Source organism: Hafnia sp. CBA7124, assembly GCF_002355555.1.
In the GTDB taxonomy this organism is placed as follows: Bacteria; Pseudomonadota; Gammaproteobacteria; order Enterobacterales; family Enterobacteriaceae; genus Hafnia; species Hafnia alvei.
Map to the genome: position 1 here is coordinate 1,155,556 of NZ_AP017469.1, position 26,414 is coordinate 1,181,969.

Annotated in this window: 27 protein-coding genes; 13 read left to right on the plus strand and 14 right to left on the minus strand. The window is 50.2% G+C overall.

What is annotated here, in order from left to right:
• The first annotated feature begins 8 nt into the window (after positions 1–8).
• The 8 genes from CPY98_RS05365 to CPY98_RS05400 are packed head-to-tail and all read left to right on the plus strand — an operon-like array spanning position 9 to position 9,691.
• Positions 9–2,147, plus strand: coding sequence for a peptidase domain-containing ABC transporter (locus CPY98_RS05365; RefSeq protein ID WP_096388719.1), 2,139 nt, complete (start codon positions 9–11; stop codon positions 2,145–2,147).
• On the plus strand, positions 2,144–3,304 hold the full coding sequence (locus tag CPY98_RS05370; RefSeq protein WP_096386663.1) for an efflux RND transporter periplasmic adaptor subunit: 1,161 nt from the start codon (positions 2,144–2,146) through the stop codon (positions 3,302–3,304). The genes CPY98_RS05365 and CPY98_RS05370 overlap by 4 nt, the downstream gene beginning before the upstream one ends.
• Before the next feature lie 14 nt (positions 3,305–3,318).
• On the plus strand, positions 3,319–5,262 hold the full coding sequence (locus CPY98_RS05375; protein WP_096388720.1) for an ABC transporter permease: 1,944 nt from the start codon (positions 3,319–3,321) through the stop codon (positions 5,260–5,262).
• Positions 5,259–6,656, plus strand: a complete 1,398-nt coding sequence (locus CPY98_RS05380; RefSeq protein ID WP_096386666.1) for a TolC family protein — start codon at positions 5,259–5,261, stop codon at positions 6,654–6,656. The genes CPY98_RS05375 and CPY98_RS05380 overlap by 4 nt, the downstream gene beginning before the upstream one ends.
• Entirely contained in the window at positions 6,646–7,899 is a 1,254-nt protein-coding gene (locus CPY98_RS05385) for a beta-ketoacyl synthase (RefSeq protein WP_096386669.1), read from the plus strand. The genes CPY98_RS05380 and CPY98_RS05385 overlap by 11 nt, the downstream gene beginning before the upstream one ends.
• A complete protein-coding gene (locus CPY98_RS05390; protein WP_157743837.1) occupies positions 7,896–8,672 on the plus strand; it encodes a MaoC/PaaZ C-terminal domain-containing protein in 777 nt (258 codons plus the stop codon). The genes CPY98_RS05385 and CPY98_RS05390 overlap by 4 nt, the downstream gene beginning before the upstream one ends.
• A 28-nt stretch (positions 8,673–8,700) precedes the next feature.
• A complete protein-coding gene (locus tag CPY98_RS05395; RefSeq protein ID WP_025800631.1) occupies positions 8,701–8,952 on the plus strand; it encodes a phosphopantetheine-binding protein in 252 nt (83 codons plus the stop codon).
• 1 nt (position 8,953) lies between these two features.
• On the plus strand, positions 8,954–9,691 hold the full coding sequence (locus CPY98_RS05400) for an SDR family oxidoreductase (RefSeq protein ID WP_096386674.1): 738 nt from the start codon (positions 8,954–8,956) through the stop codon (positions 9,689–9,691).
• 32 nt (positions 9,692–9,723) lie between these two features.
• Here the strand turns inward: CPY98_RS05400 and CPY98_RS05405 are convergent, their stop codons facing one another.
• From CPY98_RS05405 to CPY98_RS05415, 3 genes are all read right to left on the minus strand, one after another.
• Positions 9,724–10,866 carry an HD domain-containing protein gene (locus CPY98_RS05405; protein ID WP_231899436.1) on the minus strand — a complete coding sequence of 381 codons (1,143 nt, stop codon included), beginning with the start codon at positions 10,864–10,866 and terminating at the stop codon, positions 9,724–9,726.
• A gap of 107 nt (positions 10,867–10,973) precedes the next feature.
• Positions 10,974–11,447, minus strand: coding sequence for a hypothetical protein (locus tag CPY98_RS05410; RefSeq protein ID WP_043491775.1), 474 nt, complete (start codon positions 11,445–11,447; stop codon positions 10,974–10,976).
• On the minus strand, positions 11,440–12,189 hold the full coding sequence (locus CPY98_RS05415) for a helix-turn-helix domain-containing protein (protein WP_043491777.1): 750 nt from the start codon (positions 12,187–12,189) through the stop codon (positions 11,440–11,442). Before CPY98_RS05415 ends, CPY98_RS05410 begins: the two co-directional genes overlap by 8 nt.
• Positions 12,190–12,358: 169 nt before the next feature.
• On the opposite strand from CPY98_RS05415, the gene CPY98_RS05420 reads away from it, so the two are divergent.
• On the plus strand, positions 12,359–12,724 hold the full coding sequence (locus CPY98_RS05420) for a FaeA/PapI family transcriptional regulator (RefSeq protein WP_025800636.1): 366 nt from the start codon (positions 12,359–12,361) through the stop codon (positions 12,722–12,724).
• 593 nt (positions 12,725–13,317) lie between these two features.
• Positions 13,318–13,770 carry a GNAT family N-acetyltransferase gene (locus tag CPY98_RS05425; RefSeq protein ID WP_096386679.1) on the plus strand — a complete coding sequence of 151 codons (453 nt, stop codon included), beginning with the start codon at positions 13,318–13,320 and terminating at the stop codon, positions 13,768–13,770.
• 25 nt (positions 13,771–13,795) lie between these two features.
• Here the strand turns inward: CPY98_RS05425 and rhaT are convergent, their stop codons facing one another.
• A complete protein-coding gene (gene rhaT / locus CPY98_RS05430; protein ID WP_096386681.1) occupies positions 13,796–14,830 on the minus strand; it encodes an L-rhamnose/proton symporter RhaT in 1,035 nt (344 codons plus the stop codon).
• Between the two features lie 505 nt (positions 14,831–15,335).
• On the opposite strand from rhaT, the gene CPY98_RS05435 reads away from it, so the two are divergent.
• Positions 15,336–15,659: a hypothetical protein gene (locus CPY98_RS05435; protein ID WP_025800639.1), complete on the plus strand. Its 324-nt coding sequence runs from the start codon at positions 15,336–15,338 to the stop codon at positions 15,657–15,659.
• 56 nt (positions 15,660–15,715) lie between these two features.
• On the opposite strand, the gene CPY98_RS05440 is transcribed toward CPY98_RS05435, so the two are convergent.
• Positions 15,716–16,138: a rhodanese-like domain-containing protein gene (locus CPY98_RS05440; protein ID WP_096386684.1), complete on the minus strand. Its 423-nt coding sequence runs from the start codon at positions 16,136–16,138 to the stop codon at positions 15,716–15,718.
• Between the two features lie 109 nt (positions 16,139–16,247).
• On the opposite strand from CPY98_RS05440, the gene ftrA reads away from it, so the two are divergent.
• Positions 16,248–17,225, plus strand: coding sequence for a transcriptional regulator FtrA (gene ftrA, locus CPY98_RS05445; protein ID WP_043491800.1), 978 nt, complete (start codon positions 16,248–16,250; stop codon positions 17,223–17,225).
• Between the two features lie 117 nt (positions 17,226–17,342).
• Positions 17,343–17,540: a twin-arginine translocase subunit TatE gene (tatE, locus tag CPY98_RS05450; RefSeq protein WP_025800642.1), complete on the plus strand. Its 198-nt coding sequence runs from the start codon at positions 17,343–17,345 to the stop codon at positions 17,538–17,540.
• Between the two features lie 181 nt (positions 17,541–17,721).
• On the opposite strand, the gene lipA is transcribed toward tatE, so the two are convergent.
• The 9 genes from lipA to rsfS all read right to left on the minus strand — a co-directional run bounded on the left by lipA (position 17,722) and on the right by rsfS (position 26,270).
• Positions 17,722–18,687: a lipoyl synthase gene (gene lipA, locus CPY98_RS05455; RefSeq protein ID WP_025800643.1), complete on the minus strand. Its 966-nt coding sequence runs from the start codon at positions 18,685–18,687 to the stop codon at positions 17,722–17,724.
• Positions 18,680–19,351, minus strand: coding sequence for a lipoyl(octanoyl) transferase LipB (gene lipB / locus CPY98_RS05460; RefSeq protein WP_040045661.1), 672 nt, complete (start codon positions 19,349–19,351; stop codon positions 18,680–18,682). The genes lipA and lipB overlap by 8 nt, the downstream gene beginning before the upstream one ends.
• A gap of 153 nt (positions 19,352–19,504) precedes the next feature.
• Complete coding sequence (ybeD, locus tag CPY98_RS05465) at positions 19,505–19,768, minus strand: DUF493 family protein YbeD (RefSeq protein ID WP_025800645.1); 264 nt, start codon at positions 19,766–19,768, stop codon at positions 19,505–19,507.
• 109 nt (positions 19,769–19,877) lie between these two features.
• Positions 19,878–21,089: a D-alanyl-D-alanine carboxypeptidase DacA gene (gene dacA / locus CPY98_RS05470; RefSeq protein WP_025800646.1), complete on the minus strand. Its 1,212-nt coding sequence runs from the start codon at positions 21,087–21,089 to the stop codon at positions 19,878–19,880.
• 162 nt (positions 21,090–21,251) lie between these two features.
• Entirely contained in the window at positions 21,252–22,358 is a 1,107-nt protein-coding gene (rlpA, locus tag CPY98_RS05475) for an endolytic peptidoglycan transglycosylase RlpA (protein ID WP_096386686.1), read from the minus strand.
• A gap of 8 nt (positions 22,359–22,366) precedes the next feature.
• Positions 22,367–23,479 carry a peptidoglycan glycosyltransferase MrdB gene (gene mrdB, locus CPY98_RS05480; RefSeq protein WP_025800648.1) on the minus strand — a complete coding sequence of 371 codons (1,113 nt, stop codon included), beginning with the start codon at positions 23,477–23,479 and terminating at the stop codon, positions 22,367–22,369.
• 19 nt (positions 23,480–23,498) lie between these two features.
• Entirely contained in the window at positions 23,499–25,394 is a 1,896-nt protein-coding gene (mrdA, locus tag CPY98_RS05485; protein ID WP_096386689.1) for a peptidoglycan DD-transpeptidase MrdA, read from the minus strand.
• Positions 25,395–25,478: 84 nt separating this feature from the next.
• Positions 25,479–25,949 carry a 23S rRNA (pseudouridine(1915)-N(3))-methyltransferase RlmH gene (rlmH, locus tag CPY98_RS05490; RefSeq protein ID WP_004096425.1) on the minus strand — a complete coding sequence of 157 codons (471 nt, stop codon included), beginning with the start codon at positions 25,947–25,949 and terminating at the stop codon, positions 25,479–25,481.
• 3 nt (positions 25,950–25,952) lie between these two features.
• Entirely contained in the window at positions 25,953–26,270 is a 318-nt protein-coding gene (gene rsfS / locus CPY98_RS05495) for a ribosome silencing factor (RefSeq protein ID WP_025800650.1), read from the minus strand.
• Positions 26,271–26,414: the final 144 nt, after the last annotated feature.

Here is a 26,414-nt window from a genome sequence, read left to right on the forward strand (position 1 = left end):
CGATGATGATGAAACCAATAATACCCGATCTGATTTTTCAGGAAGAGACCAACGAATGCGGGCTAGCGTGCATTGCCATGCTGGCGCAAACGCAGGGACGAAAAACCGATCTGGACACGCTGAGAGCGCGTTTCCCCGCGTCGGATCATGGAACTTCACTGAACGATTTATCCTCCATTCTGGCGAGCCTTGGCATAGCTTCGGCTCCCGTACTTTTCGAACACCATGAGCTCAGTGAATTGCCCCTACCGGCCATTTTGCACTATGGCGCAAGCCACTATGTGGTGTTGGCCTATCGCAAAGGCCAGCAGGTGTGTGTAATGAATCCCGCGATTGGCCAACAATGGTTGCCCTTTGCCTCGCTGAAAACTGAAATCAGTGGCTATGCGCTCATTCTCGATCCACAAACGCGGGTTACCGCTGAACAGAGCGCCGAAACTGGCACGACGAAAAGCACGTTGCCTCATGCGATGAGTTTGAAAGAAACGGCAGCGGTGCCCGGTATGTATGGGCTGATGTTGATAACGTTTTTGGTTTCTCTCACGTTATTTCTCATGCCTTCGATGGTCAGTAACGCCATCAATCAGGCGTTTGCTGAGGTGGGTAACAGCCGCTTCCCTTACGGTTGGTTTATTGCCGCGTTTATTGCCTCAACGCTGCTGGCGCTGGGTGTGCGCGTGATCAGCGAGCGCTTTATCAAACGTTTTGTCCTGCTCAACAGCAGCGTGGGTTTTTCGCGACTGCTCGCCAATCCGCTGCGGTTTTTTGAAAAACGCGCACCGGGCGACATCTTTAGCCGATTTATCGCTTGGCAAGGCGGGCTGTTGCAGAAAATCGAGCTGGATAACGGTTTGCGAAGTGACTGGGTTATCTGCCTTATCGCGTTGGGCATTATGTTTTGGATTGCTCCCGTGCTGGCGCTGATTTCAGGCGTTGGGGTGATAGCCATGGGGATGATCAGTATCTGGGCGGTTCTGCGCGATCGTTGGTATACCCAGCAGCTGCAGCTCAAAAGCGCAGTGCTCAATGACTTTTTCATGGAAACGTTGCAAGGCGTTTTAACCATCAAAACGGCCGGACTTGAGAGCCAGCGCAAGGCACAGTTTGCATGGTTCAGCCGCGATTTGTTTGGCTGCTTGCAGCGGCAGAAGGTCTATCAGCAGGTCAAAGAGGGGCTGTATCAACTGGTGGGCAGCCTTGAGATGGTGGTTTTCATGCTGGTGGTTCTGCCCATGGTGAATAACAAGCAGATCTCTCTGGGCGATTTTTTTGCCTATAGCTTCCTACGCCAGATTTTTAGCTCTTATGTGACGCGCATTTTCTTTTCGATTATTCAAAAATCACAGTTGCATGTGATTGATACCCGCGCCCACAGCCTGTTTTTGGCCGATGAAGATCAACATGCGATACCGCAAAGCACCGAGCTAAGTACCGTTGCGCCGCATGTGCGCTTCGAGCGGGTACGTTTCTATTACGATCCAGCGAAAACGATTTTCGCGGGTATTTCTCTCGATCTGCCTGCGGGATCGCAAATCGCGATTGTCGGCGAGTCAGGGGCAGGGAAGAGTACTTTATTGCGGCTGATTGCTGGGCTGTTCTCACCTCAAGAGGGCGGCGTGCTGGTTGATGGAAACGCCGTTCTCGCTCAGCAACTGGCATCGTTAGTGTGTCTGCAAAGCCAAGAAGACATTCTGTTTAATGCGTCCGTTTTGGAAAATATCACCCTATTCGATCCTCATTATCGAGACAGCGATCGCGGGCGTATTGAGGAGTTACTCACCTCACTGGCGCTGTATCCGGTGATCCATCAGCTGCCCGGCGGTATCAATGCGCTAATCCGTGAAAGCCATGCCGCGCTTTCGCTTGGCCAGCGTCAGCGCTTGCTGCTGGCGCGTTCGCTGTATAGCTCGCGTCCCATTTTGCTGTTGGATGAACCCACGGCCAATTTGGATAACGAAACGGCACGTACCGTGATGGCAGCGGTTCAACAACATTGCCGTAAAACCGGCAAAACCTTGATTGTGGTCACTCACAGCCAGCACATTCTGCCGCAGTTTTCGCAGGTTTATCATCTACTTGACGGCGAGCTTAGGCCTGTCACTCCGGCTGAGGCCAAACCGATGGTTAACGTGGAGCTTTTGGCATGAAGCAATGGCGCTCTTTTGTCACCTCGCGCTGGCTGCTCGCGCTGCTTGCCGGAGCGATTATATTGCTGGCGGCGATCGGTCTTTCGCGGGGTTTTTCTGCGCCAGAACCGGTGATCACCGAGCAGGTTGATCGAGGTGACATTGAAAAAGTGGTTTTGGCGACCGGTACGCTTAAGCCATCGATGCAGGTCAACGTCGGGGCGCAGGTTAATGGGCAGCTACGAAAGCTGTATGTCCGTCAGGGTGACAAAGTGGAGAAAGGGCAGTTGCTGGCGGAGATCGACCCCACGCTGCAAGAGTCCGATCTGAGCAATGCAACGGCGCAGCTAGCCAGCGCCAAAGCGCAAAAACTGGCCTCGCAGGCCATGCTGGTGCGCTATCGCCAAGAACTGAACCGCCAACAAGCCATGATGCGTGATGGTTCGGGTGTGCGAAGCGATGTGGAGCAAGCACAGGCGCAATATGACGCTCAGCGCCAGCAGGTCGAGATGAATGATGCGCAAATTGTGCAGGCCGAAATGGTTGTCAAAACCGCCAACGCGAACCTGAGCTATACCCGCATTATTGCGCCAATCAGCGGCGAAGTGCTGGGCATTGTGACCAATGAAGGGCAAACCATCGTGTCATCACAAACGGCTCCCACCATTCTGGTATTAGCCGTCCTCGACAAAATGCTGGTTCAAACGCGGATCTCAGAGGCAGATATTCAGAAAATACAGCCCGGTCAACCGCTGTGGTTTTATGTGATTGCCAACCCTGAGAAAAGATACACCAGCCGGATGGGCTTTGTTCAGCCGGCTCCTCAAGAAGCTTTGGAAGAGCAGGCAAACGGGAATAGTGCGGCAAGCCAGCAGGCCAACGCGGTGTATTACAACGGCACGTTTGCTGTTGATAACGCACAGCGAGAACTGAAAACCTCCATGACGGCTCAGGTCTTTGTGCGCGTCGCCGAGGCGAAGAATGTGTTGCGTGTGCCGGTTTCGACGCTGGGACGGGCACTGAGCACCGACAGCTACCTGATCACCGTGCTTGAAAACGGCAAGCCACAGCAGCGCAAGATCCGTATTGGTATCAACGATCGTCAGTTTGCTCAGGTACTAGAGGGATTACAGCTGGGCGACCGCGTAGTGATGCCAGCGGATGGGGCTCAGGGATGAGTGCGATAGCGAAGATGAATCCCATTATTGAGCTGCGTCACGTGTACCGCGAGTTTGTTGCCGGTAACCAAACTCACGTGGTGCTCAATGATATTACGCTGACGATTGCGCAAGGCGAGATGGTTGCCATTATTGGTGCCTCGGGCTCAGGAAAATCGACGTTGATGAACATCATTGGCTGTCTGGATAAATCCACGCGGGGCGAGGTTCTGATCAACGGGATTAGCGTTAACGAAACGGATAGCGATCGGCTTGCTGAGCTACGCAGCTGCTATCTCGGGTTTATATTCCAGCGCTATCACCTAATGCCCTATCTGACCGCAGAAGAAAACATCGCTATCCCCGCGTTGTATACCGCCATGCCCGAAAGTGAACGCAAAGCGCGTATTGAAATGCTGGGGCAAAAATTGGGTCTGAAAAGTCGCTTAGGCTATCGCCCAGCGCAGCTTTCTGGCGGGCAGCAGCAGCGCGTAAGCATTTGCCGCGCGTTAATCAATGGCGCGCAGGTGATCCTCGCGGATGAGCCTACCGGCGCTTTGGATAGCGTTAGCGGTAAGGCTTTAATGGGGGTTCTTCACCAGCTGCATGCGGATGGGCATACGGTCATTATTGTCACGCACGATCACGGCGTCGCTAAACAGGCGCAGCGCATCGTTGAAATCAGCGACGGTCGCATTATCGCGGATGAAATCAATCAGTCCTGCCCCGAAGATCGTTTAGCGCAGCACATTCCCGTGGTTCGAGATAACGGGCGAGCTTCGCTGTGGCGCAGCATTCATGAATCGATGCGGATGGCTTGGCGTTCTCTATTGGGGCATCGCATGCGCACTTTTTTATCCATGCTCGGCATCATCATTGGCATTTCATCGGTGGTGTCTTCAATGGCCGTGGGGGAAGGGGCGCGCCAGACCATCATGAATGAAATTGGCAAGTTAGGTAACACCACGCTAGAAATTCGACCGGGTACTGGCTGGGGCAGCAAGCGGCCTGATATGGAACGCGCGCTGTCGCTTAATGACGTGGCGAGTCTGCAAAAGCAGCCGTGGGCAGAGGGGGTATCCCCACAGGTGAGCAGCATGGCTACCGCAGTGCGCAAAGGCTACGACTCGTCGATGATGTTATCCGGCGTATCACAGGATTTCTTTGCGCTACAGGGCATTCGTTTTATTCAAGGCAATGGGTTTACCGCTCGTGATGTCGCCGAAGGGGAGCCGGTTCTGGTGCTGGATGAAACCAGCCGCGACACCCTGTTTCAAGATGGCGAAGATCCTCTCGGCCAAATTGTGCAGATTGCTGGCGCATCATGGCGCGTGGTGGGGGTGGCGGTGAAACCTGGGCCAAAGGTAGTGGGCGGGTTTATGGCGGGATGGCTGCCTTATACTTCGCTGCAACAGCGTATTTCCGGTGATAAACCTTTAGAAGCCATCGTTCTACGCTTTCAAGAGTCCTTAACGCCTCAGGATGCGATGCAGACCGTTGAGCATCTGCTGACACGTGAGCACGGGAAGAAAGACTTTTTCTCTCAAACCGACGACCAGCTCACCAAGGCGATGCAGAAAACCTCCGATTCAATGTCGCTGCTGATCACCGCGATTGCCGCTATTTCACTGCTGGTGGGCGGCGTTGGGGTGATGAATATCATGTTGGTTTCGGTAACGGAAAGAACCCATGAAATCGGGATCCGGCTTTCGGTGGGCGCGCGTCCCTCCGACATCATGCACCAGTTTTTAATCGAAGCCGTGATGATTTGCACCTTGGGCGGCCTTGTTGGGGTTGGGGGCTCGTGGATTGCGGCTCAGATTTTTGCTCTGATCACCGATGAATTTTCGATGGCGTTCACGTGGCTTCCCGTGGCGATCGCGTGCGCGTTCTCTGCGCTTATCGGTTTGACCTTCGGTTATTTTCCAGCGCGCAGTGCGGCGAAACTCAATCCGACTGAGGCACTGGCACGCGAATGAAACTTCATTACGTTATCTCCATCATTTTGCTGTTATCGGGCTGTGGCAACCTGACGCGCAGTGACTATCAGCGCCCACAGATCTCTTATCCGACGCAGTGGCAGAAACAAATGGCGCAAGATCCCAATGTGTTGGCATCGGAGTCTGAAAACTGGTGGCAAGGGTTTAACGATCCGCGTTTGACGCGGGTGGTTAATCAAGTTCTTGCGAGCAATAACGATTTAGCCGCCGCGGCGATTACGCTTCAGCAGGCACGGATTGCCGCTGGACTCACCAATACCAATTTAACCCCAGACGTTTCGCTCGGGGGATCGGCCAGTAATAGTCAATCGGTGCGTCACCATTCGGCGGCGCAGGAGAGCTACGCGGCGTCTTTGTCGATCAATTATGAGCTGGATTTGTGGGGGAAATTAGCTCGGGTGCGTGAGCAAGGCGAGTGGCAGGCCACCGCGAGCGAGCAAGATTATCGGGCGACGGTGCTATCAACCATTGGCACAACCGCGCAAATTTACTGGACCATCGCGTTGCTCAATCAGCAGATCGGCAATTTGCGCGATAGTTTGGATATTGCTGAACAAACGCTGGCGCAGATTGAGTCTTGGCATTCGGTGGGTAAAGTCGGTTTGCTCGACGTATTGCAGGCGCGCCAAACGCGCCTAAGTCGCCAGAATTCATTGCGGGCGCTGTTGCAGCAGCGCGAAGCCTCTCGTAATGCGTTGGCACTGCTTCTTAACCGTCCCGCAGAGCAGCATACCGATGAACTCGCCACGCTTAATACCGATCAGCGGGTAGCCATAGCCGCGGTCACGCCGCTGGCGGTCATTAGCCAGCGTCCTGATATTCAGGCGGCCGAGTCTCGGCTGCGTGCGGCGCTGGCGGGCTACGACGCTGCGCGTCTGAGCTTTTATCCTTCGCTCTCGTTGAACGCGACCATGAACGCCGGAAGTCAGGTTTTCAGGCAGTGGTTTAACAACCCGACCCGCACCGTGGGTAGCGCTGTCGCCTTGCCGTTTATTCAGTGGAACACCGTGCAGCTCACCATCGAACAGTCGAATTTGCAGATCAAGCAGGCGGCGGTGAAGTTTCGCCAGACGGCTTATACCGCGCTTTCTGAAGTGGATAACGCCATGGAGCAGCGGCTGAGTGCGGATGAACAACGTGGCCGTTTACAGCAATCGATCGCGCTAGGCAAACAGCGTTTAGCGTTGACTGAAAGCCGTTATCGAGCAGGTGCAGTGGACTACCAAACGTTGCTCGATGCGCAGGATGTACAGCTCACATTGGAAAACAGCCTGACGCAGGCGCAGTACGACTACCTCTATGCCACGCTACAGCTATGGCTGGCACAGGGCGGTGGAAATTCGCAACCAAGGACAATCAAAAATGCAGCGTAATAATGAGATGAGACGCGTTGTGGTGACCGGTTATGGCGCAATCACGCCTTTGGGCTCAAATGCACAGGCCAGCTGGCAGGCCATCATGGATTATCAGTTGGGCTATGGCTACGTGGATAAAACCGAGCTGGGTATCAAGGCGCATTTTCTGGGGCTTATCGCGGAAGAGCCGAGTTTAAAAGGCGTACCGGCCGCGATCCGTCGGCGCTTACCGCGTTTTGCTCGGCTGACGCTAGGCGCCGCGCGTGAGGCGATGAGAATGGCGTTTGGTGAAAGCTCGCCGCTCGATTTTTACTCTCCCTTGATGTGTGGCGCCATTATGGGAACCGGCTGGGGTGGACTCGACGAAAGCTATTACGCTGCCAGAGAGTTTGCTTTACAGGGCGTTTCCTCTCCGTTCAACTGCTTTTACACCATGCCGAACGTGACGTCGGCTGCGTGCAGTCAATATTGGAATTTGCGCGGCTACCAAAATACCGTTGTGGCCGCGTGCGCAACGGGAACGGTCGCTATTGGCGATGCTGTTGAGGTTATCCGTAGCGGCCGCGCCAATATGATGTTGGCCGGTGCCGGTGAATCTCTAACAGGCGACGGTGCCGTGTGGAACATCGACGTGCTCGGCGCGCTGTGTCACGAGCCGAGCGATCCTCTGCGTGCAAGCTGTCCTTTTAGCGCCCAGCGTAACGGTTTTGTACTTTCAGAAGGTGCCAGCGTGCTGTGCTTGGAAGAACGGGAAAGCGCGTTAGCGCGAGGAGCCACCATTTTAGGCGAAGTCACCGGATACGGTAATTTCTCCGATGCCTTTGATTTTACCTCCCCGGCGGAAGACTGCGTTGCCCGTGTGGCCACGATCAAGCATGCGCTAAAGCAAGCGGGGCTGGCACCGGAAGATCTGGACTATATCAATGCCCATGGCACTTCTACGCCGCTTAACGATCTCAATGAAACCCAAGCGCTGAAGCTGGCTTTAGGCCAAACGGCGTATGCGATCCCAACGTCGAGCACTAAATCATATTCAGGCCACCTGATTGCTGCCGCAGGCGCTTTTGAGGCGATTATCTGTTTACAGGCGATGCAACACCAGATTATGCCCGCAACCGCGCATCTGACGGAGCCTGATCCTTTGTGCGATCTCGATTATATCGCTGAAGGGCATCGCGCTGGGCGAGTGACGCGTGCGCTGAACCTGAGTTTTGGCTTCGGCGGCGCGAATGCAGCATTGATTCTGGAGCAGCATCCGTGAATTCCGTTCAATACACTTTGGCTGATGCCAACCGCTGGGCTGAATTCTCCGGTGACTATAACCCGATTCATTTTGATCTTGAGCAGGCACGACTGCGTGGTGAAGGTCTTAGGGTTCATGGGATGCGCGCACTGCTGGATATCAAACAGGAGATTGCACGTGCGGCGTTGGGCTTGGATGAGTCGGCGGCTTATCTGCGCTGCGTCGCGCGATTACGCCAGCCGGTGTGGTGCGATACGCCCTATCAACTGATCCGTGCGGGACGAAAGGCCTCCATTGTTCACTCAGATTCAGGGATAGCGAGCATGTCATGTCAGGTGAGCGCCGTGCAGTCTTTGGTCGATGGTGATAAGGGGGAAAGCGGAACGCTTGAGGCTGTGGATATCATCCGTCATGGGCAGACGTTTTCTGCCTTACAGCCGCATACCCAACAGTGGCAATTTTTGGACGCGCTGCTGTTTCGCTACCTGATCCATGATAGCGGGCTGCTGCGCCAGCAGGTACTTTGCCACTATTTCCCCGAGAATGCGCAGGCATCATTTGAGGCGATTTTTACCCAGTTTCCTGTGGTTCAGACCCATCAGGAACTGGTGTTCGATCGTCGCTTGCTTGCTTCATGGGAACCCTCGATTTCACCTGAGGCGCTGGTTATCCACATTGAGCCAGCGCTACTCATCAACGATGCACCGGGCAGCGCGCTGGTGCGAATTGCCGCACATACACACTATCAGCATGCATTTATCAGCAATGCGATTACGTTAAAAATTGGCTAATTAGCCGCTGAATAATAAGGGAAAAAACATGAGCCAGTATGATGTTATCTATGAAAAAGTGAGTGAGATGATTGCCGATGCCAAAGATTTAGAGTGTGAAGATATTCAGGCCGATGCGCCTCTAGCGCTCCTTTCGCTGGATAGTTTGGACTACGTGGAGTTGATCATCTTAGCCAAGCGAGAATTTGGTGTGACCTTAACCGCCGAACTCTTTATTCAGCATCCGAATATTACGCTGCGCGAAGTGTGTGAGTTTATCGATAAGGAGTCAGTGGCCTAACATGACGCAGAAATGGGTATTGATCACCGGCGGAAGTCGCGGAATCGGGCAGACGCTGGTCATTGAATTATTGCCGCGGTGGAATGTGGTGTTTACGGGGCGCAGCGCTGAAAGTCTAGTGGGGACGCAGAGACGAGCCGAAAATCTTCAAACGGACACCTGGGTACAAGGCTATGCCTGCGATGGGAAAAATGAGCAACAGGTTGCGCAGTTGGCTCAACGATTAATCGATAAATTTGGCGCGCCGAGCGCCGTTATTCACAATGCTGGGGTGACGCGAGACGCACTGCATATACATCAAGACGCTGAAATTTGGCGAGATGTGCTGGAGACGAATCTGGTGGCAATTATCAATTGGAACCGCGTGTTGCTTCCGGCGATGATGCTGCAAGGGCAGGGGGCGATAGTATTGATGTCCTCGGTGAGTGCGATTAAGGGAAACCGTGGGCAGACGGCCTATGCGGCGAGTAAAGCGGCGATGATGGGACTGGCGCGTTCGCTGGCGTGCGAAGTGGGGCGTTTTGGCATTCGAGTCAACTGCTTGGCACCGGGCCTTATCGATAGCGGTATGACCCAAGCAATTCCTGAATCTAAGCTAAAAGCAATGCGTCAGGAGATCCCGCTGCGCCGCTTGGGGCACCCGCACGAAGTCGCTAAAGCGGCAGAGTTTTTAATCGGTGAAAATAGCCATTATTTAACGGGACAAACGCTTATTCTCGATGGCGGGCTGTCCGCTTAATGGCCTGAGTATTCGATCGATTAAGTCTGTTTTTATTCATGCTTTTCGCGATTTAACGCGTGATTGAGTTTATCGATATGTTGCACCAATGCGCGTCTTTCACGCGTCGTTACCTGATAGATTTGTACCAACATAGCGGCGTGATCGCTGGTTAGACGAAAAAGGGTTGGCGAAATTTCATTCTGCCGTACGGCCAGTTTTAAATCAGCGATAAGCCCATGAGTGGACAGTTTTTTTTCTAGCACCAAAGCGGTTCGATGACTGACGTAGAGAATCTCTTGCTCGACAGGGCCGCTCGCTCTTTCTTCTTTAGAGGATGACTGCATCATGCACCATTCAGCGATATCACTCATTCCTTCAATGGGCTGAAGTATTTCCCAAATATGCTGAGGGGAGTGCGGTGAAGTTCGATCGAGACTGCCAATGTTGTGCAAAAATCCAGCGATTTCTGTTTTTAGGCACTGTGTAGGGGGAATGCCCGCTTCTTTCGCCAGATAGCCGGCGAGGCGTCCTACAACCAGTGAATGGCAATCATCATCTTCGCTGAACTGATCGATGATAAATGCCAGTAAATTCATGATATCGCGAAAGTTATGCAGCGAGATTGTATTGTTATGAATCCGAGGGATTTCTCTAATGTAATCAAGATAGTTAGAGGATTGAATGACAGACCAAAAAACATCACGCGCAGCGATTTTTGTAAAGGCCTGAATAAATTCAGGTTTATACAATACATTGATACCTTCCTGAATTTTCTTTGTCAGCACATCCCGCAGAGCAAACAGATCTTGGTGGCGATATTGTGCCAGAAGCACATCAATACGATCGGCCAAGTAGATAATATGGCTTTCTTCGGGAACCTGCTCGCCGTCAATAATGCTGCCGGTACCGTAATCCCAGCAGGTGTGATGATAGCGGACAAAATCGCTAAGCGGTTTGAATAGCGGAATATGGGCTAATAACAGACCACCAATAAGTGCATGATTGTTATGATCATTATCATAATAGCTGAGCGGCGCTAGCCTAGATTGCTCATTCAGGCCGCCGATATCATGTAATAGCGCAGCCAGCAGCGTTTGACGACAGCTTGCGGGTGAGAACGAAGCTTCTTTGGCTAAATGCCATGCGATGAATGCCGTTCGAACATGATGCATGTTCAGTTTTGGGTTTATCATATCAATGGTTTTAGATATGCAGGCTAATGTTTGTATTAGGTTTATATCCATGATTATTTTTATTTGAGGTGAGTGATTTTTAAAATATTACATTAAATAATAGTAACTTATCTTACATGGCAACCATACTGCGGAAAAATTGAGTTACCGAATAGCATGACGCCATCATAAGATTTGTTAATGTATATGATGCGGTTTTTGTCACTGTTACTAAAAAAAAGGTCAGAGGCGGTATTATCATCAAGGTTATCGGAGTCGTACCGAGAGGTGTTTATTGCAGTAACTTTATAGAGGTGAAAGGCTTTATTGTAGGCTTTGTAGGTGATCTGGATGCTTCGCGAAATAATGTATCGATCATTATTGCGGGTTAATAAACCATCAATATTGATAAAGAGATAGTTTTGTGATGCCTCTATCGAGAGCATACCCGTTGAGACGGTATGCACATCGTTAATGTTTTGCTCAATAGAGAAGTCCGCATCGCAGATAAAACTATCGGGTGCATGATATTTTAATACGGCCCATAAAGTCACCACTGTAGAGCAGAGAAATATGATAGATATATAAATTTTCTTATGCATTTTTCTTTTCTCTATAATAGTGGCTTGTACACCTTTTCTTTTCTTCATCACATTCTGTAATGAAAATCTGGATGTTGGTTCCTAGAACACTATTTCGCTGTTTTTTATAAATGTAGAGCTTTTTCTTGCTAGAACAGTCAAGTTTATCTAAGGACAAATGTCCCAACCGCTCATTATTCATCACATCATTAAACGGAAGGTTTGAAGGTATAAATATAATACAGCTTTCTTTGGTGAACTTTTTAATTTCTACCTCTTTATTGTTATCAGCGACTTTAATAATAACCGTGAGTAACAAAAAAAGAAGGGTGATTATTGTTGCTGATATTGGTATAGGGCGCAACCAAGAATTCGTTTTTTCAGTTTTTTCTTGCTTTATCGGTGTAGGTGTAAAAAAAGAATTGTATTCTTGATCGCACGTAATGATCGCATCTTCAGCAATTTTAAAACCAATTCTTGGTACGGTAATGATGATGTTTTTTTGAATGCCGAGATGGCTCATATTTTTTCTTAACGTAGAGATATACTGGTTGAGATTGCTGTTAGATGCTCTTGCACCATATTTATCAAATACGGACTGAAATATTTCCCCACGAGAGAGAATATCACTACGGTGATGCAGTAACTCAGTAAGTAGACGATTAGAGGTTTGTGATAGTTCGATACAATCTCCGGTAATAATATTGACCAGTGACGCATCTTCAGTATCAAAGGTGACAAATCCCTCTATATCGAACCTCATGTTAATCTCCATACTAAATCAAGTTTTTTTAGCTTGGTTAGGTTTTTTATATAAAAAACACATAAATAGTGGATAAAAATATCGTTATTATTGATTTTTTTGACTAATCTTGCTGCCTGTGCGGGCGAGAAGCATACTGGGGTTCATTTGATAACAAGGAGCTCGGCAAATGAAACTTGAATCTTATTCTTCTCATCCTTCTTTATTGTTCCAAGGACAACGTGTTCCACAGGATAATCTTAGAGTGTTGGCGGCAGCAATGAATTTAAGTAACCACATGATGGTTAGCGTGCCGGAACAGGGATTGATTCTCCGTTTATTAGAAAGAGATAGAACAGGGGGGCTATCTACAAGGCAATTAGCCGAACTATGTGAAGTCTCGATTTATAGAGTCAGGCATTTGCTTCTTCCTTTGGAAAAAGAGGGGAGAATTGCTAGGGATAAAATGCAAAAACACCATCGGTGGTTTTTATCTGAAGAGTCTGTAGAAATTGCAAACGATTCTAACAAGGCGGTTTTTTGTTTGCAACAATGAAGGTTAACTCGGAATCATCACCTTAATATAAAAAAATTAAATAATGAAGATCTCGCAGATTTACAAGAATGTTCTTATTTTATGATTTTTGCCATGTGGCGCAATGTCGCTAGCGTTTTTTAATCATGTTTAATATTGTCATTATGTGTTTTTTCTGAAATGTAAATATTAAAAGATGCCATTTTTATTTTTTCATCAGTCGAGATGAGAATGAAAACTAGAATTTCCAATCTGCATTGATGGTTTACAGATTTCATTTGATGATTTTGATAAAAAGCTAATATAGCTTTAATGTTAAAATTGCCAATTGAGAGTTCGTTTAACTTTTATAACATTGGGCTAGTGAGAGGGATACTTTTCTAACAAAAGATGAAATGTGCCCTTTTTTTTGGGCAGCGTGTGCCGTGAATATGACTACCGCGCACGTTGTTATGAATTTGCTCACGCCGAGTGGTTAATGTGCTGCCATAAGTTTGAGGGCAGAATTGTGTATGCACCCGTCACTGACTAACCTTCTAGGCTGTTTTGTATTTCACTTTCAAGCAATGCGGCGTAGTATCTCCACCTTGATTGTTTTCTAACCACCATTTTATATGATCCAAATATTGCCGCTGTCTGAAGTTCCAGAACACTGTGAGTTGATAACTAATTGGTTATTCACGTCTTTTGGCAGTAAAAATAGCCGAGATTTTTTTGCCAGCATTGTGCGTAGCAGCCTGCGCGCTGAAGGTTTGCCGATAACCTTTGTGGCTTTGCAAGACGAGAAGCCAGTGGGCACCGTGGGATTGTGGCGCTGTGATTTGATTAGCCGCCAAGACCTATTTCCATGGCTGGCCGCACTTTACATTGATGAAGGTCAGCGTGGTCAAGGATTAAGCGTTCAGCTACAGCGTTATGTGGAGGACTTTAGCCGCCAAGCCGGATTTAAAGAACTTTATCTCTACGCGGCCTTTGCAGATTATTACGAACGTTTTGGTTGGCAGTATATTGGCGACGGACTGGACTATCCTGACCAGCCCGTGCGTTTGTATCGGAAGGAGATCTAACTCAAACGGTTTCCTGATCGTTTTTCTAAGCCGCCATGCCAAGGCCGACAATATTGGCTGCTAATATGATGATTAGGCAGCCAATACACAGCACGCTGACTGGCTTTTTGCTCTGGCACTTCCACTCTTTTAGCAATAATCCTACAATGCCGCCGCACAATACGTAGAAGCTCATGTGCAGCATCCAGCTCATATAGTCGTATTGGGCCGGAATTTTGGCGTGTCCCCACGCATAGAAGAAGAATTGCAGATACCACATGGTACCGCCCAGCACGGAAAACAACACGTTAACCACGATAAGCCTTTTCGCCAAAGAGAAGTCTGCTTTAATTGAGATGTTTTTCATGGTGGCTAAACGAATAAAGCAGTAACCGAGGTTGATGACGGCCCCGCCCCCCATAATGATCACATAGCTCGGCAATGCGACATAAAGAGAATCGATGCCTAATGCAGCTGCGGCTTCATGCATTGGCTTCGCGGCATCCATGGCAAACGACATTCCCGCAGAAAAAATCCCGCACATGACGGCGAGAATCAGGCCCTTTTTCAGGTTGAACTCTTCGGCACGGATCCCTAGGGCGCGTTCCTTGAGTAAGCCAGCATAGCTGACCGTTGCCACCCCAATCAGCGCGACTAACACACCCAGCAACGTCATGCGTCCGCCGGGCGTTCCGAATAGCACGTCGACACGGCCTTGAATAATCGGGGTCATCAAGGTGCCAATGATGAGCGTAATACCGATGGCAATGCCGATCCCCATCGACATGCCGAGGTAGCGCATCGTTAGGCCGTAGTTGATGTTGCCGATGCCCCACATGGCGCCAAATAAAAAGACGGGAAGCAGCACCGAGAAACTAAATGAGCCGTAATAAGCCCAAAAGTTAGGCAGCAGGATGTAGCTCACTAACCAAGGCAAGACCAGCCACGAGACAAATCCGCCGATAGACCACATGGTTTCCCATGACCAATGTTTTACCTGTTTAAATGGCGCATAAAAGCATGCAGCACTGGCCGCGCCAACCAGATGCCAGATGATTCCCAAAACAATAGAGTCGTTCATTCGTCCTATCCTTTTTGTTATAGGTGAGAAGCGGCAATGGAATGCATCAATGTGTAGGGCGCCACTTCTCTGACGATAGGAGTCTAAATAGTGTGCAGATTTCACACCTTCGGATAGCTGCCGCGCAAGGCTTAGGGATGGCAGAATTTAGCAGGTTGGACCGATGGCGATCACAAAAGCATTTAAAAGCAGAGGGTTATTACGGTGCGCGTGGCAGCCAATGGGAATCGATGCACATTGAAGGAATGCTATGAAATATAAGAACTTTCTTATGAATATAAATTTCTTTAACCAAAATTAGCTTTTAGGGAATAAGCTATTTATGATTGCCAACGTATACCTGCCGTACTTCAAACTGCATTTTTGTTGGCTGTGTTCACACTCTCGAACCGCTGATGTGCCGCTTCAATGCAATTCGAATTATGTTGGGTACAATCTATTTTTTGGTGCGTCGGAGGCCATTAGGTATACTCTATGGCTAACCTGTCGAGGGATGAGAAACGCGATGTCTGATTTGGAAGTGCAACTGCGTAATTCGCTAGCGGCTTTAGATGATCTTAAAGAAAGCTTTGAGCAACAGCGTCTCGTATGGCAACAAGAATGCGAAGGAATACGCATGCAGCTCGAACAGGCGCGTCAGCGCGAAGCTGCTCTCCTGCTTAAGAATGAACAGCTGACACGCAAGCTGGTTGAAATGGGCTCTTTGCCAGAAAATAATCCGTTGTTAAAGCAGTTCAAGATGGTTGGAGCGCATATTGAGGCTTTAGCTCAGGAGGCGACTGCATTTAATAATTATATTTCTTCGGTGTCGGCGCCAGAAACCCACTAAGGGAAATCTTGACTGACGTGATACCCAAGCCGCTCATTATGAGCGGCTTTTTAGTATTAGCAGCCGCACTGTGCGGTTTTTGACTTTTGTCCGGCAAACGAGAAGCCTTCATCCTGCCATCCCATTACTCCTCCGATCATCTCCTTCACGGGATAACCTAATTGGCTGAGTTTTAATGCGGCCTTTTGTGCACCGTTACAGTGTGGCCCCGCGCAATACACCACAAATAGAGTCTCGCGAGCGAAGCGCTGATATAGGCGCTGATCCATCTCTTTATGAGGAATATTGATGGCTTGCGGAAGGTGGGATTGCTGGTACAACGCTGGCGAGCGCACGTCGAGTAATACAAAATCCACCTGTGGCTGCTGTAAACACGCATGAACATCAGAACAGTCGGTCTCAAACTGAAAGCGGCGCGCAAAATAGCGTTCGGCTTCAATAGAATCTGCGGCCGGAATACGGCTAACTAAGCTGGTCATCGTTGAAACTCCCTCATTTGAATGAATTTCTACTGTATTGTGCATTTCATCTTGCCTACAGTGGCAGATGTGCCATCTTTCCTAGTAAATCTGCCAATGAATGCATTGTATGAATGAATATCCCGGACTAGTGGCAACGTTAGCCTACGATGGTCTATGTAGCTTTGAGTTTGGTATTGCGCTTGAAGTTTTTGCCTTGCCCCGCTCAGAATTCGACTTCCCGTGGTATCGACACGTCGTGGTGGGCGTTGATCAGGGCCCGATGCGTGCGGCCAACGGCGTTACCCTACTGGCCGAATATGGTCTAGAGCAGTTGGCGCAGGCCGATACGATTATTATCCCCGGCTGGCGTGGCAATGATGTCATGCCGCCACAGCCGCTTATCGATGCATTGCGTAGCGCTTATGCCAGAGGCGCACGATTTATTACCATTTGCTCAGGGGTTTTCGTTTTGGCTGCTGCGGGAATCCTCGCTGGAACGCGTGTCACAACCCACTGGCGTTACTGTGAACAACTCGCCAAGCGCTATCCTGATATTCAGGTGGATGCCGATGTGTTGTATGTCGACAGTGGACAGGTGATCACCTCAGCGGGCAGCGCAGCAGGTATTGATGCCTGTTTACATTTAGTTAGCCGTGATTATGGTGTGCAGGTGGCGAATCGTGTGGCGCGGCGTTTGGTGATGGCTCCACAGCGTAGTGGGGGGCAAAAGCAGTTTATTCCGCAAACACCGGTGAAAAAGACAACCGATGCCCTTCAGCGTTTGATGACGCAGATACTGACCAATCTGCATTTAACCTGGAGTGTGCGCATTATGGCTCAAGAAGTGAATATGAGTGAGCGTACTTTGGTTAGGCGCTTTGTGGCGGTTCTCGGTGTACCGCCAGCGACTTGGCTGCAGCAGGCAAGAATGTCCTTAGCCTGTGAGCTATTAGAGCTGGGGGAGATTCAGATTGAGCGCGTAGCTGAGCGCTGTGGTTTTAATACCAGTGAAGGTTTTCGTCAGGCATTTCGTCAACAGTTTGGCGTAACGCCGTCGATCTATCGCCGCCGTTTTTCAGAGTCAAATCCACAAAGAAGCGTCTAACTCTGTTACATATTCACATTGCTAATAGGGGCAAATTGGATATTAATAGACACATTATTACGAACGTTTTTTAGTCAGTCGGTCCTGCCGTCTGATGTATTCATTAAGAAGGTGTTTATGGAAGGTATCAGTATTACCAAATTGTTGGTGATTGCGGTTCTGGTTATTCTGCTGTTCGGTACAAACAAACTGCGCACTCTGGGCGGTGACCTCGGTGCTGCCCTGAAAGGCTTTAAGAAAGCCATGAATGACGACACAGCTAAACCAAGTGCGGATGCCGATAGCGCCGCACCTCGCGTTGACCATAAAGACTAATTCGGTTTTTCAGCCCTCGCTGAGTGACCAATAAAAAAACCGTAGAGAGTGAGCCCTCTACGGTTTTTTCTGTTCTGTTTGCCAAGTATTGAGGTTGCAGTGAGTTTCACCGAGACCTCATGATTTTGGCTGTCAGTCTGTTCTCTTGTAAAAAAATATTTCTACGGAAACAGACTTATCTTTACTTAACTTCCACGCCCTTGGCCTGCAAATCAGCATGGTAAGAAGAGCGCACGAACGGACCACAGGCGGCATGGGTAAAGCCCATCGCCATCGCTTCAGCTTTCATCTCTTCAAATTCGTCAGGGCTGACATAACGCTGTACCGGAAGATGATGGCGGCTAGGCTGTAAATACTGTCCCAGCGTTAACATCGTTACGCCGTGCGCACGCAGGTCGCGCATCACTTCAATGATTTCGGCATTGGTTTCACCTAAACCAACCATTAGACCCGATTTGGTTGGGATCTCTGGATGCGCAGCCTTAAAGTTTTCCAGCAGTTTCAGCGACCAGTTATAGTCGGCACCCGGACGTACTTGGCGATAGATACGCGGTACGTTTTCAAGGTTATGGTTGAATACGTCCGGCGGTGTTTCCGTCAGAATATCTAATGCGCGTTCCATACGACCACGGAAATCAGGCACCAGCGTTTCAATGCGGATGGTTGGGTTTTTGGCGCGAATGGCACGAATACAATCGGCAAAATGCTGCGCACCGCCGTCGCGCAGATCGTCGCGGTCAACGGAGGTAATCACCACGTAACGCAGGCCCATATCGGCGATGGTTTGTGCCAGCTTTTCGGGCTCGTTGGCGTCTGGCGCTACTGGGCGTCCATGTGCCACGTCGCAGAATGGGCAACGACGGGTACAAATTGCACCGAGGATCATAAAGGTTGCCGTACCGTGGTTAAAACATTCCGCCAAGTTAGGACAGGAGGCTTCTTCACAGACCGAGTGCAGGCCATTTTTACGCATGGCCGCTTTAATGCCTTGAATACGACTGGAATCCGCAGGGAGCTTGATTTTCATCCACTCAGGTTTGCGCAGCAGCTGTTCTCTTTCGACGGCCACGGTTTTTACCGGGATCAGGGCCATTTTGTCTGCGTCACGGTATTTGACGCCGCGTTCCATCAGAATTGGTTTACTCATAATCTTGCGGGTTCCAGTTGCTTGACTCGACTGATTGATAGCCAAGTATTTGAATAAATTGCTCGACCAGTACCGGCTGTACATCTTCAAGCGTAACGCCGGGGTTGAGTGCGCTGATCTGTGTCATTTGCATGCCAGCATAACCACAGGGGTTAATTCGGCTAAACGGGTCGAGATCCATGGTGGTGTTCAGTGCAAGCCCGTGGAACGAACAGCCTTTACGGATGCGTAGTCCCAGCGAGCAAATTTTTTGTTCTCCAACGTAAACGCCGGGGGCGTCAGCTCTGGCATGAGCATCAATATCGAATTTGCCCAAGGTGTTAACCACGGTTTGTTCAATGGCCGTTACCAGTTGGCGTACGCCGAATTTATTACGTTTTAAATCGACAAGGACATACATCACCTGCTGACCGGGGCCGTGATAGGTCACCTGTCCTCCGCGATCGCTTTGGATCACGGGAATATCACCAGCGGCTAATACGTGTTCGGCTTTGCCAGCCTGACCTTGGGTAAACACCGGATGATGCTGAACCAACCAAAGCTCGTCGGGCGTGCTCTCCGTACGCTGGTCGGTGAAGGTGTGCATAGCTTGTGATACGGGAACATAGGGTTGCAACCCCAGTTGACGCAGTATGATCTTGTCTTGTTGCAAACGAGTCATCATCCGGTTACAGAATTGGTAAAGCCATTATACCGAGATGAACCCCCAGCGACCAGTGCTGATCATCCAAAAAAGAGCGGCCCGATAGGGCATTTGTGCCATATCGGGCCGTTTCTCCTTCATACTTGAAAGGAGGTAATCGTTAAAGAACTGTAATTACAATACCATACGGACGATTTCGATTTTGCCCAGTTCTTCGTACAGCGTTTCTACCTGCTCAATATGGGTCGCATTGATGGTGATGGCGACAGAGTGGTAGTTGCCTTTGCTGCTTGGTTTAACCTGCGGCTGATAGTCGCCGGGTGCATGGCGCTGCACCACTTCGACCACCTGATCGACCAGCTCAGGCTGCGCTAAACCCATGACTCTATAGGTAAAAGAGCATGGAAAATCGAGCAGTTCATTCAGTTTAGTTTTCATGTTGCGCTCCAGCGTGTTACTTCAATCTATAAATTATAACTCCCGCCGAAGCGGGAGTTATTGTTATTCATTATATGGGGATGGATTTTCCCCATTTCAAGAGGCCGGATTAGCCGAACCAGCGATGGAACATCAGTTTGATGTGATCGACCATACGGCTGAAGAAACCACCCTCTTGAACTTCATTCAGAACCACTAATGGGCGTTGCTCGATGGTTTTACCATCAAGTTGGAAGTTAATGGTGCCTACTACCTGATTTTTAGCTAAAGGCGCATCAAGTTCGGTTGAGTTCAGCGTGTAGCTGGCTTTTAGATCTTTCATGCGACCACGAGGGATAGTCAGATAAACATCTTTATCAACGCCCAACTGCGCACGATCGGTATCGCCGAACCATACTGGCTCAGAGGCGAACTCGCGGCCTGCTTTCAGCGGAGAAACTGTTTCAAAGAAACGGAAGCCCCAGGTCAGCAGTTTTTTGCTTTCGCTTTCACGGCCTTTGCTGGTGTGTCCACCTAATACCGCCGAGATCAGACGCATCTGACCTTCGGTGGCGGAAGCCACTAAGTTAAAGCCCGCAGATTCAGTGTGACCGGTTTTGATGCCGTCAACGTTCATGCTGGTATCCCACAGCAGGCCGTTACGGTTCATCTGGCGAATGTTGTTAAAGGTGAATTCTTTCTCTTTGTAGATAGAGTATTCATTTGGTACATCGCGGATCAGCGCCTGACCAATCAGTGCCATATCGCGCGCGGAGCTGTACTGGCCATCGGCATCCAAACCGTGAACGGTCTGGAAGTGGGTGTTCTGAAGACCTAACGCTTTCACGTAGTTGTTCATCAGGCCCACAAAGGCGTCTTGACTACCGGCAACATAATCGGCCATCGCCACACAGGCGTCGTTACCCGATTGCAGGTTGATACCACGGATCAGCAAGGAAACCGGTACGCGATCGCCGGGTTTCAAGAACATCAGCGATGAACCTTTGAAAACAGGGTTACCGGTTGCCCACGCATCTTGGCCTACGGTTACAACGTCCTGCTCGGTAAATTTACCGGCTTTCATTGCCTGACCGATAACATAGCTGGTCATCATTTTTGTCAGGCTGGCAGGGTTACGGCGTGCATCGGCGTTAGATTCAGCCAGAACTTTGCCTGAGTTGTAGTCAATCAGAATATAGGCTTCCGCATCGATCTGCGGCACGCCTGGGATCATAGTCTTAAGGTTGACGTCATCAGCATGGGCAACATTGATCATACCAATGGCGAGAAGGCTGCTGAGCGCAATGCGTTTCATCGAACGGGAAGTGAGAGTGTATTTCATGATAAGGACTACAACATCCGTGAATTAAGTGAAAAAAACGAGCCACACTATAACAGAAGCCGATTTATGGTTCATGCCTGAACGGGCACCAATCGGGCCTCTTTACATAAGCAATGTGTGACTAATTATTGCATAGCCCGCCGTTTTGGCGGGCATTTGAGCTTACTGAGCGCTAGCAATGAATGATTGTTGCTGTGCTTCGCTGGCTAAACGTTGCTGAAGTGCCGCAGCTTCTTGGCGGCTTGCGAACGGCCCCAATTGCACACGGAACATTGCGCCGTTGGGTGATACTTTACCCGGCACACCAAATTGCTGGCTTAATTTCTGCTGCCATTGCTGGGCACGAGCACCGTCGCTTACCGCACCGACCTGCACCACAAATTTTCCATTAGCGGATGCCGCAGGCACCGAAGATGCGACGGGGGCAGCAACGGCCGCAGGGGCTGAAACAGGTGCCGGTGCAGCTACGGGTTCGCTACCTTCTAATACGCCGGTACGCAATGGCTGTGGAGCACCAAGGAAGCCGCTGGCGTTGCTGGTTGGCGCAGAAACCGGCATATCACCGTCTGACTCCAGCGCTGCTGGCGTTGGGTTCGCCACAGGACGCACCGCAACCGGTGTATCCGAAGGTGATGGGCTCATCGATACCTGGGTGGTTTCCTGTCCGATAGTTGGACGAGAAGGCAGCGCATAGCTCTGTTTGGCAATCGTGGTACCAATCGTACCCGGGCCAGACATCGTACCGTCTGGCGCAACGTTGATGAAATCGATGCGAACTTTGGTGTTATTTGAGATGTTTAAGCGATCGGCGGCGGCGCGTGAAAGGTCAATCACCTTGCCGGAAGTATAAGGGCCACGGTCGTTCAAACGCACCACGAGGCGACGTCCGTTAGCGAGGTTGGTGACGCGGACATAGCTTGGCAGAGGCAGCGTGGCGTGGGCCGCGGTCATCGCGTTAGGATCAAACTGTTCGCCGATAGCGGTCATATTACCGCCGTTTTCTTCACCGTAGGACGTTGCATAGCCCACCTGTGAAAAGTTTGATGGATCCTGAACCACTTTGTATTTTGTGCCGTTAACGCTGTAATCCTGACTGGTTGCAGGATTAAAGGGTTCATAGCGGGGCTCTGCACCGCTAATTTCTTCTACCGGGCCGTTATACGCAGGCTGCTGAGGAGCCGGGGTCTCGGTGGTTGTGGTGTTGGTACAGCCCGCCAAAAACAGACTGAGTAAACCAGCACTAAGCCATGATTTATGCGCCATTCGCATCGCGACCTCTATAGGTTCTTAGATAACATTTTTCTGTGAGTGTGGATCGACATAACGATACCAAACCCGGCCATGAGAACGATCAGGGCGGAACCGCCGTAGCTGACCAGTGGCAAAGGTACGCCAACCACGGGCAAAATTCCACTGACCATACCGATATTCACAAAAACATAAACGAATAAAATCAACATTAAACCGCCAACCATCACGCGGCCAAAGGTGGTCTGCGCTTTGGCTGCAATCATCAGCCCGCGCATGATGGTGAGCAGATACAGCCCCAACAGCACCAACACCCCCACTAAGCCCAGCTCTTCCGCCAGTACGGCAAATATAAAGTCGGTGTGGCGCTCAGGCAGGAATTCGAGCTGTGACTGGGTGCCGTGCAGCCAGCCTTTACCGCCAAAACCGCCGGAGCCAATCGCAATCTTAGACTGAATAATATGGTATCCCGCACCCAGCGGATCGCTCTCAGGATCCAGCAGCATCATAACGCGAGCCTGCTGATAATCGTGCATCAGGAAGAACCACAGGATAGGGATAAATGCGGCAACCAGCACGACGGCGACCAAAATTAACCGCCAGCTTAGCCCTGCAAGGAACAGAATAAACAGCCCCGAAGCGGCAACCAGAATTGAGGTACCGAGGTCAGGCTGCGCGGCGACCAGCAGCGTTGGCATGAAGATTAAGATTAAGGCGATGCCAGTATTCTTTAGCGACGGTGGACAGACGTCACGGTTGATAAAGCGTGCCACCATCAACGGCACCGCAATTTTGGCAATCTCAGAAGGCTGAAAACGAACAAATCCCAAGTCTAACCAGCGCTGCGCGCCTTTACTGATCTGACCGAAGGCATCAACCAGAATCAGCAAGATGACACAGAACACGTAAAGGTAAGGCGCCCAGCTTTCATAGACGCGCGGGGGAATCTGGGCCATAACCAGCATGACGCACAGCCCCATGAAGATCTGACCGATTTTACGTTCCATCATGCCAACGTCTTGGCCGCTGGCGCTCCACATAACGAAGGCGCTATAGGCTAAGATTGAAAGAATGCAGAGCAAAAAGGGCAGGTCGATATGCATCTTTGCCCAGATAGAACGTTTCTGTTGGTTGTCTGTCATGATTAACCTGTATGCCTCATCAGTCGCCTTCAACGCCCGGAGGCGGTGCGTTTTCACTTGGGAGCGTCGTATTGTTATCGCCTAACATGATGTGGTCGAGGATCTGACGCACGATAGTCCCGACGGCCGGTCCTGCGCCACCATTCTCAAGAATGATGGCAACTGAAACCTGCGGGTTGTCGTACGGCGCAAACGCCGTCATCAGTTTATGGTCGCGCAAGTGCTCGGCTAAGGTGTGGGCGTTATAGGTCTCATATCCAAAGACCTGCGCGGTACCTGATTTAGCGGCTATCTTGTACGGTGCATTGGCGAAATACTTATGTGCCGTTCCGTTGGCGCGATTAGCGACGCCATACATTCCATCTTTGGCTATTTCCCAATAACCGGAATGTATATCGCCAATCTGTACTGCATCCTGCTGCTTGTACGGTACCAACTGTCCGTTGATACGCGTGCTGTTCAGCAGGTGAGGAACTTTCATATTCCCGTCGTTGATCAGCGTGTTTAACGCCTTGGACATTTGGATTGGCGTTGCCGTCCAATAGCCCTGACCGATTCCGACTGGAATGGTATCACCCTGATACCACGGTTTTTTATAACGTTTTTGTTTCCATTCGCGCGTCGGCATCAGGCCGGAACGCTCTTCTGACAGATCGATACCCGTGTATTGTCCATAGCCGAATTTACTCAGCCACTCAGACAGACGGTCGATGCCCATATCGTAGGCGACCTGATAGAAGAAGGTATCCGCAGATTCCTCTAGCGCTTTGGTGACATTCAGACGGCCATGGCCCCATTTTTTCCAGTCACGGAAGCGTTTCTCTGAGCCAGGTAACTGCCACCAGCCGGGGTCGAACAGGCTGTAGCTTTTGGTAATGACGCCCGCGCTAAGCGCCGAAACGGCGATATACGGTTTAACGGTAGAGGCTGGCGGGTAGAGGCCTTGCGTGGCACGGTTTATCAGCGGGCGATTTGGGTCATTCAGTAAACGCTGATATTCCTTACTAGAAATTCCGTCCACGAACAGGTTTGGGTCATAGCTTGGGTTTGACACCATCGCTAAAATCCCACCGGTACGCGGGTCGCTCACCACCACGGCGGCACGGCTTCCCACGAGGAGTTGCTCAAGATAACGCTGGAGATTCAGATCCAGCGTTAGATAAATATCTTTACCCGCCTGCGGTGGCTGCTCATGCAATTGGCGGATCACGCGCCCACGGTTGTTCACTTCAACTTCTTCATAGCCCGTTTTGCCGTGCAGAACGTCTTCATAATAGCGTTCAATGCCCAGCTTTCCGATGTCATGGGTCGCAGCGTAGTTGGCTAGCTTGCCGTCTTTATCTAAGCGGTCAGCGTCTTTTTCATTAATTTTAGAGACATAGCCAATGACGTGGGTAAGTGCCGAACCATAAGGATAGAAGCGGCGTTGGTAGCCTTTAACTTCAAATCCAGGGAAGCGGAATTGGTTGACGGCAAAGCGTGCGACCTGAACTTCGTTGAGCGCAGTTTTCACCGGAATAGAGGTAAATCGACGCGAGCGTTTGCGTTCTTTCTGGAAGTTATCGAGATCTTCGTCGGTGAGATCGACGATAGAACGTAAAGCATCAAGTTCTGCCTTCAAGTCATCGACTTTCTCTGGCATCACTTCAAGCTGATAAATTGTGCGGTTAAACGCAAGAGGAGTGCCGTTTCGGTCATAGATCATGCCGCGGCTAGGTGCAATGGGCACCAGTTTGATACGGTTCTCGTTGGAGCGGGTTTTGTAATCCTCAAAGCGCAGGATCTGAAGATGGTACAGATTAAAGACCAAGACGCCAGACAGAATCAATATGCCGAGAAATGCAACGAGAGCACGGCGTATAAACAGGGCGGACTCTGCTGAATAATCACGAAAAGGGTTACGGTCTATTTTCATTCCATTCCGTCGTGTTCTGGGTGATTGCTTGGATAAATAAGAGAGCTCAACGGCGAAGCTTGTGGCTAGCGCCGTTGATACTGGCTATTCACGATGATACGGATGGTTCGTCGTGATGCTCCATGCGCGATACAGGCTTTCTGCAACCAGAACGCGCACCAGTGGATGCGGCATCGTCAGCGTGGATAGCGACCAGCTTTGCTCGGCGGCAGCCTTACACGCCGGCGCTAATCCCTCAGGACCGCCGATGAGAAGGCTAACATCACGGCCATCTTGCTTCCAGCGTTCTAGCTGCGAAGCAAGCTCTGGCGTATCCCACGGTTTTCCTGGGATATCGAGCGTGACGATACGGTTACCTTTACCCACGGCGGCTAACATCATCTCGCCTTCTTTTTCCAGAATGCGTTTGATATCGGCATTTTTACCGCGTTTCCCTGCCGGAACTTCAATCAGTTCGAACGGCATATCCTTAGGAAACCGTTTGAGGTAATCGGTAAATCCCGTTTGTACCCAGTCTGGCATTTTGGTACCCACGGCGACCAGTTGCAGCTTCACCGATTAACTCCAGAGCTTTTCCAGTTCGTACAGGCGACGACTTTCTTCCTGTAAAACGTGAACAATCACGTCGCCCAGATCGACCACGATCCACTCAGCGCCGTTTTCGCCTTCGATACGCGGAGGCAACAGGCCAGCCATACGTGCTTCTTGTACTACGTGAGTAGCAATAGAGTGAACATGACGGCTAGAGGTACCGGTACATACGATCATGCAATCGGTGATGCTTGATTTGCCAGCGACATCAATAGCGACGATATCCTGAGCTTTCAAATCATCAATTTTATCAATAATAAATTCTTGGAGCGCTTTACCTTGCAAAGGTTCCCCCTCGGGTTGGAGCTAGTATTGCGCGGAATAACGTTTTCAAATAAAACCGTTTATTCGGGCAATCAAATCTTTAAAGTTAGAACCATGGCATATCACATAACGAAATGGATTCGGCTGCGATATCGGTTCTGCGAA